Origin of the sequence: Ventosimonas gracilis, from assembly GCF_001580025.1 — a bacterium.
Taxonomy (GTDB): Bacteria; Pseudomonadota; Gammaproteobacteria; order Pseudomonadales; family Pseudomonadaceae; genus Ventosimonas; species Ventosimonas gracilis.
The window spans coordinates 1-12,377 of the sequence record NZ_LSZO01000167.1 but is presented as its reverse complement, the minus strand read 5'-3'; the positions used below and the strand labels follow the sequence as shown (position 1 = coordinate 12,377).

Below are 12,377 nucleotides of genomic sequence, written 5' to 3'. Positions count from 1 at the left end.
TAATGTCGTTTTTTACCACGCGGGAAGGCGCGCGGCCTGCTGGCTTTGCGCTCCATGCGCTCTTGTGCTTTGCGGGGTTTTTCTTTAATGACCGGTAGCGGCGACGGGGCGAGGCCGACTTCGGCGCTTAAAATATCCACCTCGGCTTGGGTTAATTCGCGAAAGCGCCCCTGCGCCAGCTTGGCGGTTAAAAACACCGGACCAAAGCGCACGCGCTTTAAGCGGCTGACCTGTACCCCTTGCGATTCCCACAGGCGGCGCACCTCGCGGTTGCGCCCTTCGAGCACCACGCAGTGATACCAGTGGTTAATGCCGTCACCTTCGGGGGCTTTTTGGATGTCGCTAAAACGCGCTTTGCCGTCTTCCAAGGTCACGCCCTGTTTCAGGCGTTCGAGCATGGCTTCATCCACCTCGCCGTGCACGCGCACCGCATATTCCCTGTCCATACCAAAGGACGGGTGCATCAGCCGGTTGGCCAGCTCGCCATCGGTGGTCAAAAGCAGCAGGCCGCTGGTATTGATGTCGAGCCTGCCGACATTCAGCCAGCGCCCCTCGCGCAGTTTGGGCAGGCTTTCAAACACCGTGCGCCGTCCTTCGGGGTCGTGACGGGTGCAAATTTCACCGACTGGCTTGTTGTAAAGCAGCACGCGCCGCACCGATGCGCTGAGCGCCTCGCGCTCCAGCAGGCGGCCGTCCAAAGCAATCGCATCACTGGCGATCACGCGCTGCCCCAGTCTCGCCTGCGCACCGTTGACCTTAATGCGCCCTGCGCTAATCCAGTCTTCTGCCTCACGTCTGGAGGCGATACCGGCGCGCGCCAGCACCTTTTGCAGCCGTTCACCGGCAGGTGGGGATTTAATTTCATTCATCAGGGAGCACCTCGCGGCGTGTCATTTCAGCAAAAACGCCATCATACGCAGATTTGTAGTTTCGATTAAGCAAAAGCTGGCTTTACACCTTAAACATTTATAACCAACGATGATTTAGCCAGACTGCCCGCCAACCCATAACAAAAGTGAAACCCTGATGATGTCAACCAACCCGCAGCCCATCGATGCTGCGCTCATTCCGCGTTTTGCCGGACTGCCCAGTTTTATGCGCCTTCCGGTATTTAGCGACCCGGCCGAAGTACAGATTGCGCTGATTGGCGTGCCTTGGGACGGCGGCACCACCAACCGCGCCGGAGCACGCCACGGCCCGCGTGAAGTGCGCAACCAATCCAGCCTGATGCGCAAAGTGCACCACGTCAGTCACATTGCCCCCTATGACCTGGTGCGCGTGGGCGATTTGGGCGACGCGCCGGTTAATCCCATCGATTTGCTGGATTCGCTCAAGCAAATTGAAGGCTTTTATCAGCAGATACAGCAGGCGGGCACTGTGCCGCTTTCCGTTGGCGGCGACCATTTGATAACGCTACCCATTTTTCGTGCACTGGCGCGGCAATGTCCCATCGGCATGGTGCACTTTGATGCGCACTCGGATACCAATGACCGTTATTTTGGTGACAACCGCTATACCCACGGCACGCCGTTTCGCCGCGCGATAGAAGAAGGACTGCTCGACCCCAAACGCACCGTACAAATCGGCATTCGTGGCTCGATATATTCGCCCGAAGACGAAGCCTTCGCCCAAGACTGCGGCATTCGCGTTATACACATGGAAGAGTTTATTGAACTGGGTGTTAATCAAACATTGAGCGAAGTGCATAACGTGGTCGGCAAACAGCCTACTTATATCAGCTTTGATATTGATGTATTAGACCCCTGCTTTGCCCCAGGCACCGGCACCCCGGAAATCGGCGGCATGAGCACGCGCGAAGCGCAGCAGTTAATCCGCGGCCTTGCCGGATTAAACCTGATCGGTGCCGATGTGGTAGAAGTCTCGCCGCCATTCGACCAAGGCGGGATTACCGCCTTGACCGGCGCAACCATCATGTTTGAACTATTGTGCATTTTCGCCCAATCGTTAACCACAAAATAAAAAGGATAATAACCGTGAATATAAAATTATTGAGTATTATCGGATTAAGTCTGTTGTCGGGTACACAGGCCTTTGCCGAACAGCCGCCCATTGCTGGTGAAGTAACAGCGGGTTCATTAAAAGGGAAAACCCTGATATTTACCTCTCATGGTGGTATTTATCAGGCCGGACAAATGGCCGCGCTTAAATCCTTTGTGGAAAAATCCGGAGTACGCTTAATCGGTGACGGTCCGACGGAAATGGCTAAATTACAGGCGCAAGTGGCCTCCAATAATGTGCTTTGGGATGTGGTCGATACCAGTGACTTTGCGCCTCATGTGCATTGCGGTACGCTGTTTCAAAAACTCGATTACACAAAGCTCGATATTTCCAACTTAACTGCCGGACAAGCCGCACCTTGTGGTGTGCCGAGTATGAATTACGGCATTGTGCTGATGGTTAAAAACTCAAGCTACCGGAATAATCCGCCGAAGAATTGGCAGGATTTTTTTGATACGGTTAATTTCCCCGGTATTCGCGGTATTGACGACCACGGCGAAATTCGTGGCGGCATTATTGAGCAAGCCATTCTTGCCGCAGGCGGTTCGGTCGATCATTTAACGCTGGATGCTATTGACCTTGGCTTGAACAAAATTCGTGAATTGGGTGGTGATACGGTATTTTGGAAAACCGGTGCAGAGTCTCAACAACTCGCCGAGGCGGGTGAAGTCGATATGCTAATGATGTGGACAGGCAGGGCAATGGCCGCCGTTAAAAATGGTGCTGATTACAGCCCGGTTTGGCAAGACTGGCTGGTAGTCATGGATTATTTAACCATTCCAATAAATGCGAAAAATGAGCAAGGCTCTTATGCACTTATCAATGCCTATTTGGGCAAAGAAGCACAGGAAATCATGACGGAACAAACGGCCTATACGCCGGTACATAAAGAGGCAAAACCTAAGTTGGATGAGATTACTGCTGATTTTATGGTCAATACGCCAGAGCGGATTAAACAAGGTTATCAGTGGAATATCCCGTTTTGGACGGAGCACTTTCAAATTACTTCAGAAAAATGGGCAGCGTTGGCAGCCGGTTATTAACTTGCAAAGCATGCTATTTTAGGAGATAACAAAACCAAACAGCCAGATGAGGTTTGTCGTGCTAAGCCAGCTTAACGATGTGGATTTACGCATGTTGCGTATCTTTTGCGCTATTGTCCAGGCGGGTGGGTTTACAGCGGCGCAGGCGCATTTGAATATCAGCCTGTCAAGACTCAGTCTGATCATGCGTGATTTGGAAATCCGCTTGGGTTATGCGTTGTGCAAGCGTGGCAACAGTGGCTTTCATTTGACCGAGCAAGGGCAGGGTACTTATCAGGCGGCACTGGAACTCTTTGCCAATATCGCGCAGTTTCGGCAAAAGACTCTGGGTTTTAGTGGAGGTTTGCAAGGGCAGCTTAAAGTCGGCAGTGTTGACCGTTTGGATACGCTGCCGAATACGCCCATGCCCAAGGCGATTGCCGGCTTTCGGCAAGCCCATCCGCAAACTCATATTCAACTACATATTATGCGGACTGATGAATTAGAACAGGCAGTATTGGAAGAACGCCTGCATATAGCCCTCGGCGCTTTTTATCATCAGCTTTCTGGTCTGCATTATTATCCGCTGTTTAACGAGCGGCAAAGCCTGTATTGCAGTAATACCCATCCTTTTTTTGCGCAGGATGAAACAACGCTTTGCACCGAGCAAATTGAGAGCGCCGCTTATGTCGAACGGGGTTATGTGGCAGATAACGTTTTGCCGCATGGACTGCATTTTAAAAATGGGGTCACGGCTTTTTGTATGGAGGCTATTGCGACTTTGATTTTATCGGGTTGTTATATCGGCTATTTGCCGCAACATTATGCCAAATTATGGACGCAGCAGGGCACGCTCAAGGCACTGTTGCCGAAGCGGCTGTCATTTGATGCCGCATTTCATATGATTGTGCGCAGCGGCCAGTTGGCTCATCCTCAAATCAACGCATTTTTACAGGCATTGCAACAAAGCGCGGCACCCGTTAATCAGCAAACCGACTAAAAAACGGCAAAGCCGCTACAATGCGCCTCTTTTTTAAGCAAAGAGGTTTGCCCCCCGATGTTACCAGCGGTTTCCCCGCAGCAACGCCGTGCCCTGGCGGTGCTGATTGGTTTTCATGTGTTGGTGATTATTGCCAGCAATTATTTGGTGCAATTACCGGTTCAACTTTTTGGCTGGCAGACCACTTGGGGGGCGTTTAGTTTTCCGCTGATTTTTTTGTCTACCGATTTAACCGTGCGCCTTTTGGGTAAAAGTTCCGCGCGGCGGGTGATTGCCTTTGCCATGCTGCCTGCGTTGCTGGCCTCTTACTTGATTTCGGCGTTGTTTCAGCAGGGCGAATTTCGTGGTTTTGAGGCGCTGCTTTCGTTTAATACCTTTGTTTTTCGTATTTCTTTGGCGAGCTTTTTGGCCTATGTGATTGGGCAGTTGCTCGATATTCAGGTGTTTGACCGACTGCGCCGTTTGCCAAAGTGGTGGATTGCGCCGAGCGCCGCGACCATTGTTGGCGGCATGGTGGATACCTTTGTGTTCTTCTCCGTGGCCTTCTGGCGCAGCAGTGATGAATTTATGGCGGCTAATTGGGTGGAAATCGGCAGCGTCGATTACTGCATCAAGCTCGCCATTATGCTGATGCTGATGGTGCCGTTGTACGGCATGTTGCTCAATCTGTTGTTGCGCCTGCTCGCTGGCCGCACTGCGCGCGTTGCTCGTTAAAAGCCAATGCTCTGGCGCATCACTCGCCGCGTATTACGCGCACTGCGTTGGCTGCTGCTGTTGCCCCCATTGCTTTGGCTTGCTGACCGGCTATTCCCGCTGCCTTTGCCAGCCGATGATGCCGCTCGCGTAGTGCTTGCCGAAGACGGCTCGCCGCTTTGGCGCTTTGCCGATCACAACGGCGTATGGCGTTATCCAGTAAGCAAAGATGAGGTCTCGCCCTATTACTTGGAGGCACTTTTAACCTACGAGGACCGTTGGTTTTACCGGCATCCTGGGGTTAATCCACTGGCTTTGCTGCGCGCCAGTTGGCAGAACCTTGCGGGCGGGCGCGTGCTGTCCGGCGGCAGTACCTTGTCGATGCAGGTGGCAAGGCTTCTCGACCCGCATTCGCGCTCCTTTAGCGGCAAGCTCAAGCAACTGTGGCGCACCGCGCAGTTGGAATGGCATTTATCCAAGGATGAAATCCTTACCTTGTATTTAAATCGCGCACCCTTTGGCGGCACTTTGCAGGGCGTGGCGGCGGCCAGTTGGGCTTACTTGGGCAAACCGCCTTCACTACTCTTGCGCAGCGAGGCGGCGCTGCTCGCCGTGCTGCCGCAAGCGCCCAGTCGGCTACGGCCAGACCGTCACCCCGAACGCGCACAAGCGGCGCGCGATAAAGTGCTTGCGCGCCTTGCGCGGTTTGCCGTTTGGTCAGCGCAAGCGGTTGCTGAGGCTAGAGAAGAGCAGGTGTTGCTCGCCCCACGCAAAGAGCCGCGCCTCGCCCCGTTGCTGGCGCGGCGGCTCTACCAGCGCAGCCAAGCCGCGCTGATACCAAGCCTGATTGACGCACCGTTGCAACAGCGCCTCGAAGACCTGCTGCAAGGCTGGAAAGTGCGTCTGCCGCAGGCCAGTTCCGCCGCCGTGTTGGTGGTGGAAAGCGAGACCATGGCGGTACGCGCTTATCTAGGCTCGCTCGATTTTGACGATGCCAAGCGCTTTGGGCATGTCGATATGGTGCGTGCGCAGCGCTCGCCCGGCTCCACGCTTAAGCCTTTTCTCTACGCGCTGGCAATGGATGACGGGCTGATTCATTCCGAATCGCTGCTGCAAGACGTGCCGCGCCATTTTGGTGACTGGCGCCCCGGCAACTTTGGCAGCGGCTTTTCAGGTCCCGTCTCAGTCAGTGAAGCGCTGGTTCGCTCGCTCAATCTGCCCGCCGTACAACTGCTTGAGGCTTACGGGCCAAAGCGCTTTGCCGGAGAACTGCGCAGCGCCGGTCTAACGATTGCCCTGCCAAGCGCAGTGCAGCCCAATCTGGCGCTGATTTTGGGCGGCGGTGGGGCGCGGCTGGAAGACTTGATCCGCGGCTACAGCGCCTTTGCGCGAGGTGGACGAACCGCCAAAGTGCGCTTGCAGCCGGATGATGATTTAAGCGAAAGGCGTTTGCTGTCGGCAGAATCAGCCTGGATTATTCGGCGGATTTTAAGCGGCCAATCGCGCCCGCAATTAGACCCACGCGCCGAGCGGGTGCAGCGCCAGCCGCTGGCCTGGAAAACCGGCACCAGCTACGGCTTTCGTGATGCTTGGGCGATAGCTATCAGCGAGCGCTATTTAATCGGCATCTGGCTGGGCAGGCCGGACGGCACGCCAGTGCCGGGGCAATACGGCGCGGCCTCTGCCGTGCCGCTACTGCTGCAAGTGCAGGATATTTTGAGCAACCGTGAACGCGCCGCTAGTCTGTCGTCGCCAGAACAAGTCACCCCGCCTGGCGTAGGCGTTGCCGCCATTTGCTGGCCGCTGGGGCAGAAGCTGGCCAAAAGCGACCCCAACTGCCGCCGTCAGCGTTTTGCCTGGACGGTGCAAGGCACCACGCCGCCGACCTTGCAGGCGGCAGACCAACCGCTGGGGTTAGGGCTTAGTCGCACCCTTTGGCTCAATGCCGAAGGCAGGCAAGTCGCAGCGCAGTGCCCAGGTGCCAAGCGCGTTACCCTCGCACTTTGGCCTGCCGCGTTGGAGCCTTGGCTTTCGCGCCGCGAACGGCGCGAAAACCGCCTGCCGCCCATTGATAGCCACTGCCCGCCGCCTGCCGCGCCATTGGCCGAGCCGCTGGTCATCAGCGGCGTGCGCGGCGGCGAACGATTGCGCCGTCCGCCTGGAAGTTCTGAGCCGCTTGCCCTGCAATTTTCCGTTATCGGCGGCAGCGGCCAGTATTGGTGGTTTTTAAACGGTGCACCGCTCGCCGAAAGCCGTGGCAGTACGCCGGTTGCCAAAACGCTGGGCGAAAATGGTCACTATCAATTAACCGTGCTCGACAGCAGCGGGCAAACCGCCCAAGTGACCTTTGAGCTTGGCGAATAACTTTTGGGGATTTTTATGAACCTTGATGCAGAAGAAATCCGCTTGCGCCTGCCGCATATTGAACTGGCCGGCTGCCTGTTCGGCCCAAAGAACGGCCAGCCGGTGATTGCCCTGCACGGCTGGATGGACAATCTGATGACCTTTGCCCGCCTCGTTCCCCATCTGCGGGGGCTGCGCATTCTCGCGCTGGATATGGCCGGACACGGCCATTCTGCGCCGCGTCCCACAGGTGCCAGCTACAGTCTGTTTGACTATGCGGTGGACGCGCTGCACGCGGCGGATTTTATGGGCTGGCAGCGGTTCTCCCTGCTCGGGCATTCCCTGGGTGCGATTATCAGCGCCATGCTCGCTGCCGCCATGCCAGAGCGTATCGACAAGCTTGCACTGATTGACGGGCTGATTGCCTTGACCATTCCCGCCCAACACGCGCCCGGCGCAATGACGGCGGCCTTGAGTGCGCTGGCCTCGCCCAAAATCCGCCAAAGCCGCGCCCATCCCGACCGGCAAAGCGCCATTACCGCCCGCATGCGCGGCATTGTCGGGGTTAATCAGGAAGCGGCCGAACGTTTGGCGGTGCGCGGCTTGGCCGAAAGTGCAGAAGGCTTTCGCTGGAACAACGACCCGCGCCTGAAACTACCCTCGCATATCTACCTAACCCCAGAACAGGCGCACGCCTTTACGCGGGCGCTGAGCATGCCGACTTGCCTGATACTCGCTGAACAAGGGCTGCTCAAGGTGCGCCCGGGCGTGGAACAATTGCTTAAAGAGCTGCCGCTGTGCGTCCATCAGCTGCCCGGGCGGCACCATCTGCATCTGGAAAGCGAACAAAGCGCACAGGCGATAGCCGAGCGGTTCAACCGCTTTTTTGCGACTTGACGCCGCGCACTGAAATGGCGAGGCTGCCTGCCTTCCAAGGAGGAACGTCTTAAATGATTGCAAACAAGCAGCATCGCCTGCTGGCCGCCCTGGCGCTGGGACTGTGCGGCTTGACAGCGCAGGCGGCAAGCCTTGACGGCCTGCACTTCCCCCACGCGCAAATCACAGTGCAGCATGAACAGGCCGAAGCCCTGCGCATCTACCCGCAAGGCACGCTGCGGCGGGTCAGCAACCAAGTGCGCTACGAAGCACAAATCCGCGCCGAAGGCCGCCTGCAAACACGCACCCTGCAACTGCCGAACGGCCAGCAGGATTTAGCCGATGCCGTTGCCAACGCACGCGAGACTTTGCATCAACTGGGTGCTGAACTGCTCTACTGGTGCGAAGGCCGCGAATGCGGTTCCAGCGCCCTGTGGGCGAACACGGTTTTCGGCAATGCGCAACTCTACGGGCCGGACGACCAGCAGTCCTACCTGCTCTACCGCCTGCCCGAACCTGCGGCCGACAGCCTGCTCGCACTGTACGCCATCACCCGAGGCAATCGCCGCAGCTATTTGCATATGGAACAACTGGATGCTGCCGAACCCTTAGGCGAACTGCTGCCCGCTGCGGCGACTTTGCTACGTCAACTGCGCGAACGCGGCGAACTCGTCCTGCCGTTAAGCGAACCCACGGGCGCTTGGGCGCAGCGCTTGGCGCAGTGTCTTAATCTCGCCAGCACAATGCGCGTACGCTTGCAAGGGACGGGCGCGGATGCTTGGCAACAGGCGCTGCTGGCACAGCGGGTCAGAGCCACAAGACTGGAAGCGGTGGAAAATACCGACGCACCGCTTCGGCTGTTATTAGTGCGCTAATGCCGCTACATACTTTTGCGCAAGAGGGGCAAAAACATAGCGCTGTCTGGACAGACTAACGCCACAAAGGCAAAATCCGCCCTTAATACCCACACAAAACCAAAGTGAATAATAAGGAAAACAAGGCAAATGCAAACCTTTTATACCGATGACCACCGCCTGCATCACGGCCGCTGCGAACTGATTGACGGGCAACTTAAGCCCTGTTTTGAAATGCCGCAACGGGCTTATCACATCCTCGACAGGGTCAAAGAACGCAAACTAGGCGAAGTGCTTGAACCGGCCGATTTTGGCCGCGCACCCATTGAACGCATCCACACAAAAGCCTATCTGGATTTTTTTGAAGGGGCTTGGGCGCGTTGGGAAAAGCAGGGCAAAGACGGCGATTTAATGCCCTTTACCTGGCCGGCGCGCACTCTGCGCGAAATCCTGCCGCAAGACAATCTGCACGCGCAGCTTGGCTACTACAGCTTTGATGGCGGCGCACCGATTACCGCAGGTACCTGGCACGCCTGCTACTGCTCCGCGCAGGTTGCGTTAAGCGGCTGGGATGAGGTTAGAAACGGCGCCCGCACCGCCTTTGCCCTGTGCCGTCCGCCGGGGCACCACGCCGCTGCGGACTTAATGGGCGGCTACTGCTTTCTCAACAACGCCGCCATTGCCTGTCAGGCGGCGCTTGACCAAGGCGCAGAGCGCATTGCCGTGCTGGATGTGGACTACCACCACGGCAACGGCACACAGTCGATTTTCTACGACCGTGCGGACGTGCTGTTTTGCTCCATCCACGGCGACCCGAATTTTGAGTTTCCCTACTTTTTAGGCTACGCCGATGAAACCGGCGCGGGCGCGGGCGAAGGCTTTAACCTCAACCTGCCGCTTGCTTCCGGCAGCCCCTGGGCGGTCTACGGCGCGGCGCTGGAAACCGCCTGTAAGCGTATCAGTGCTTATTCACCGGACCTGGTCGTCGTTTCCTTGGGTGTGGATACCTTTGAGCAAGACCCCATCTCGCAATTCAAACTAAAAAGTGAGGACTATCTGCGCATGGGCGAACATATCGCCGCACTGGGCTGCCCAACCCTGTTTGTAATGGAAGGCGGCTACGCCGTGGCAGAAATCGGCATCAATGCCGTTAATGTGCTGGAAGGCTTTGAAGGCAGATAACCGTAATCCAACAAAACGCAAAACCAACAATGAGAGAAATACTTAAGGAGCAAGAGTATGAAAGCAAAACAACTATTAAGCGGCGCAGCGCTCTGTCTCGCGGCTTTATTGGGCGCGCAGGCGCAAGCAGCAGGTGAGCTTAAGCTGTACGCTTGGGTCGATTACATCCCGCCGAATGTGCCAAAAGACTTTGCCGAGGCGCACAACCTCAAACTCAAGTGGGACGTACACGCAACTACCGAAGAGCTGGAAGCCAAACTGCTCACCGGAAAATCCGGTTATGACGTGGTGATGCCTAATGCCACCACAATAAAGCGCTTAAGAGATGTCGGTGCATTTCTCAAGCTGGATAAATCCAAACTGCCTAACTGGAAGCATCTTGACCCGGATTTACTGGAAGTTTTTGCCGCCAACGACCCGGGTAACGAGTACGCCATCCCTTATATGTATGGCCTCAATATCATTGGTTTTAATCCCGATAAAGTAAAAGCGGTACTCGGCGATAACGCACCGGTAGACAGTTGGGATTTGATTTTCAAGGAAGAAAACATCAGCAAATTAAAAAGCTGCGGCGTTGCCATGATGGATTCACCGGAAGAAATCATGCCCATTGTGCTGCATTACTTAGGGCTTGACCCGAACAGTGAAAATCCAGCGGATTACGATAAAGCAACCGAACTGATGCTAAAAATCCGCCCCTATATCGCCTATTTCCATTCAGCCAAATACATGACCGACATCGCCAACGGTGATATTTGCGTTGCCGTGGGCTATTCCGGCAGCTTTTACCAATTCGGCAATCGCGCTAAAGAAGCGGGGGCGGGTATCACGGTGGACTGGCGCTTACCCAAAGAAGGTGCCCCGCTCTGGTATGACAACTTTGCCATCCCAAGCGACGCGCAAAATATCGACGAAGCACACGCCTTCTTGGACAACATGCTAAGGCCCGAAGTGATTGCTCCGGTTAGCGACGTTTTGGGTTATCCGAATGCCAACAAAGACGGCATGAAGCTGGTAGACCCTGCCATCAGCGAAAACCCCAACCTAAGCCCAAAGGGTGAGCAACTGAAAACCCTGTACGCTGTTCAGGCGCTGCCGCAAGCCACCGAGCGTGTCCGCACCCGCGCGTGGAATCGCATTAAATCAGGACGTTAAGGCCATGTATGTGCCGGAGCATTTCAGCGAAACACGCCTTGAGGCTTTGCACGCGCTGATACTTCGGCACCCGTTTGCCATTCTTTGTACTTGCGGAAAAAACGGGCTGGATGCCAATCACATCCCGTTTGAGTTGGAAGCGAGCGTCGGTGAATTAGGCCGATTGCATGGCCATCTGGCTCGGCAAAATCCATTGGTTCAAGAATTAGCCGATGGCGGCGAGGTGCTGGTGGTCTTTCGCGCCGAACACGCCTATATCTCGCCGCAGTGGTATCCCAGCAAACACGAATTTCATAAACAAGTGCCGACTTGGAATTTCCAGGTCGTTCACGCGCATGGGCGCGCCCGTTTGCGTGATGACAAGAATTACCTGCTGCGCGTAGTGGGTCGCCTGACCAAAACGCACGAAGCGGCGCAAAGCCTGCCGTGGAAAATGTCCGATAGCTCAAGGGAATTTATCGACGCGCTGCTTGCACAAATCGTCGGCATTGAAATCGAAATTACCCGCCTGATTGGCAAATCCAAACTCAGTCAAAACAAAGAAGTGCGTGATATTAAAGGCGCGGCACAGGTGCTTCAAAGGCAAGGGCACCTTGAACTTGCCGAGGCCATGCGGCAAGCGGCAGAAGAAAAAGCAGGGAGTTGATAGAGGAAATTTACGAGGGAATTGGCGCACCCGGCGGGATTCGAACCCACGACCCCTGCCTTCGGAGGGCAGTACTCTAATCCAGCTGAGCTACGGATGCGCGAAAGCGCGTCATCATACGCATCTGCCGCGCCAGCGTCCAGACTCCCGCAATCGGTAGCGGGGTAGGGGTAGGTTCAATAGCTGTTCGACCGCTTGGGCAAAAAAACCGAAACTTTTTTCGAAGAACCGCTTGACAGTGATTTTGGTGTCTGTAGAATGCGCACCTCGCTTGAGGCGGCGCTGGAAACCGGCGAATTGGAAGGTTTTTTAAAGCCCCTTTCTTTGCCTTAAAGCACTTGTTCTTTAACAGATAAATCAAGCAATAGGTGTGGGTGCTTGGTGCGCTGGGTGAAAAGTTTATCCAGTGAATTTCAAGCAAACACCTGTTAATTCAGATGTTGATTGCGATTGCTGGGCATGATTTAAGCATTCATAAGTGGTTATCTGCTTTTGAGTGTTTTTCAAGATTGAACTGAAGAGTTTGATCATGGCTCAGATTGAACGCTGGCGGCAGGCCTAACACATGCAAGTCGGACGGCAGCACG

The 12,377-nt window shown here is 55.6% G+C and carries 10 protein-coding genes, 1 tRNA gene, 1 rRNA gene and 1 pseudogene; 11 read left to right on the top strand and 2 right to left on the bottom strand.

Annotation, left to right across the window (positions count from 1 at the left end):
• Positions 1 to 32 precede the first annotated feature (32 nt).
• A pseudogene (gene rluB, locus AXE65_RS08780) lies at positions 33 to 869 on the bottom strand (23S rRNA pseudouridine(2605) synthase RluB); the annotation flags it as partial.
• Positions 870 to 1,026: 157 nt separating this feature from the next.
• Here rluB and speB point away from each other — a divergent pair.
• The 10 genes from speB (at position 1,027) to AXE65_RS08730 (ending at position 11,790) form a co-directional block, all read left to right on the top strand.
• Positions 1,027 to 1,980 (top strand): agmatinase, encoded by a 954-nt coding sequence (gene speB / locus AXE65_RS08775; RefSeq protein ID WP_068391021.1) that lies wholly within the window; start codon positions 1,027 to 1,029, stop codon positions 1,978 to 1,980.
• A gap of 14 nt (positions 1,981 to 1,994) precedes the next feature.
• A complete protein-coding gene (locus AXE65_RS08770) occupies positions 1,995 to 3,062 on the top strand; it encodes an extracellular solute-binding protein (protein WP_068391019.1) in 1,068 nt (355 codons plus the stop codon).
• Positions 3,063 to 3,153: 91 nt separating this feature from the next.
• Complete coding sequence (locus AXE65_RS08765; RefSeq protein WP_239685057.1) at positions 3,154 to 4,041, top strand: LysR family transcriptional regulator; 888 nt, start codon at positions 3,154 to 3,156, stop codon at positions 4,039 to 4,041.
• Positions 4,042 to 4,098: 57 nt separating this feature from the next.
• Positions 4,099 to 4,755 (top strand): 7-cyano-7-deazaguanine/7-aminomethyl-7-deazaguanine transporter, encoded by a 657-nt coding sequence (locus tag AXE65_RS08760; RefSeq protein ID WP_068391017.1) that lies wholly within the window; start codon positions 4,099 to 4,101, stop codon positions 4,753 to 4,755.
• A 6-nt stretch (positions 4,756 to 4,761) separates the two neighbouring features.
• Positions 4,762 to 7,098: a peptidoglycan glycosyltransferase PbpC gene (pbpC, locus tag AXE65_RS08755; protein WP_068391014.1), complete on the top strand. Its 2,337-nt coding sequence runs from the start codon at positions 4,762 to 4,764 to the stop codon at positions 7,096 to 7,098.
• Positions 7,099 to 7,113: 15 nt separating this feature from the next.
• Complete coding sequence (locus AXE65_RS08750) at positions 7,114 to 7,974, top strand: alpha/beta hydrolase (protein WP_068391001.1); 861 nt, start codon at positions 7,114 to 7,116, stop codon at positions 7,972 to 7,974.
• A gap of 53 nt (positions 7,975 to 8,027) precedes the next feature.
• A complete protein-coding gene (locus AXE65_RS08745; RefSeq protein ID WP_068390999.1) occupies positions 8,028 to 8,828 on the top strand; it encodes a DUF4892 domain-containing protein in 801 nt (266 codons plus the stop codon).
• Between the two features lie 129 nt (positions 8,829 to 8,957).
• Positions 8,958 to 9,989, top strand: a complete 1,032-nt coding sequence (locus tag AXE65_RS08740) for a histone deacetylase family protein (RefSeq protein WP_068390996.1) — start codon at positions 8,958 to 8,960, stop codon at positions 9,987 to 9,989.
• Positions 9,990 to 10,046: 57 nt separating this feature from the next.
• A complete protein-coding gene (locus AXE65_RS08735; protein ID WP_068390992.1) occupies positions 10,047 to 11,144 on the top strand; it encodes a polyamine ABC transporter substrate-binding protein in 1,098 nt (365 codons plus the stop codon).
• 4 nt (positions 11,145 to 11,148) lie between these two features.
• On the top strand, positions 11,149 to 11,790 hold the full coding sequence (locus AXE65_RS08730; protein WP_068390990.1) for an FMN-binding negative transcriptional regulator: 642 nt from the start codon (positions 11,149 to 11,151) through the stop codon (positions 11,788 to 11,790).
• Positions 11,791 to 11,812: 22 nt separating this feature from the next.
• On the opposite strand, the gene AXE65_RS08725 is transcribed toward AXE65_RS08730, so the two are convergent.
• Positions 11,813 to 11,890: transfer RNA gene (locus AXE65_RS08725), tRNA-Arg, on the bottom strand.
• 411 nt (positions 11,891 to 12,301) lie between these two features.
• Here AXE65_RS08725 and AXE65_RS08720 point away from each other — a divergent pair.
• Positions 12,302 to 12,377 (top strand): 16S ribosomal RNA (locus tag AXE65_RS08720); the annotation flags it as partial.

Excerpts from the sequence above, each read along its gene's own strand:
- speB (WP_068391021.1), top strand. The coding sequence starts at position 1,027 with ATGATGTCAACCAACCCGCAGCCCATCGATGCTGCGCTCATTCCGCGT.
- AXE65_RS08765 (WP_239685057.1), top strand. The coding sequence starts at position 3,154 with ATGTTGCGTATCTTTTGCGCTATTGTCCAGGCGGGTGGGTTTACAGCG.
- pbpC (WP_068391014.1), top strand. The coding sequence starts at position 4,762 with ATGCTCTGGCGCATCACTCGCCGCGTATTACGCGCACTGCGTTGGCTG.
- AXE65_RS08740 (WP_068390996.1), top strand. The coding sequence starts at position 8,958 with ATGCAAACCTTTTATACCGATGACCACCGCCTGCATCACGGCCGCTGC.
- AXE65_RS08750 (WP_068391001.1), top strand. The coding sequence starts at position 7,114 with ATGAACCTTGATGCAGAAGAAATCCGCTTGCGCCTGCCGCATATTGAA.
- AXE65_RS08760 (WP_068391017.1), top strand. The coding sequence starts at position 4,099 with ATGTTACCAGCGGTTTCCCCGCAGCAACGCCGTGCCCTGGCGGTGCTG.
- AXE65_RS08745 (WP_068390999.1), top strand. The coding sequence starts at position 8,028 with ATGATTGCAAACAAGCAGCATCGCCTGCTGGCCGCCCTGGCGCTGGGA.
- AXE65_RS08730 (WP_068390990.1), top strand. The coding sequence starts at position 11,149 with ATGTATGTGCCGGAGCATTTCAGCGAAACACGCCTTGAGGCTTTGCAC.
- AXE65_RS08735 (WP_068390992.1), top strand. The coding sequence starts at position 10,047 with ATGAAAGCAAAACAACTATTAAGCGGCGCAGCGCTCTGTCTCGCGGCT.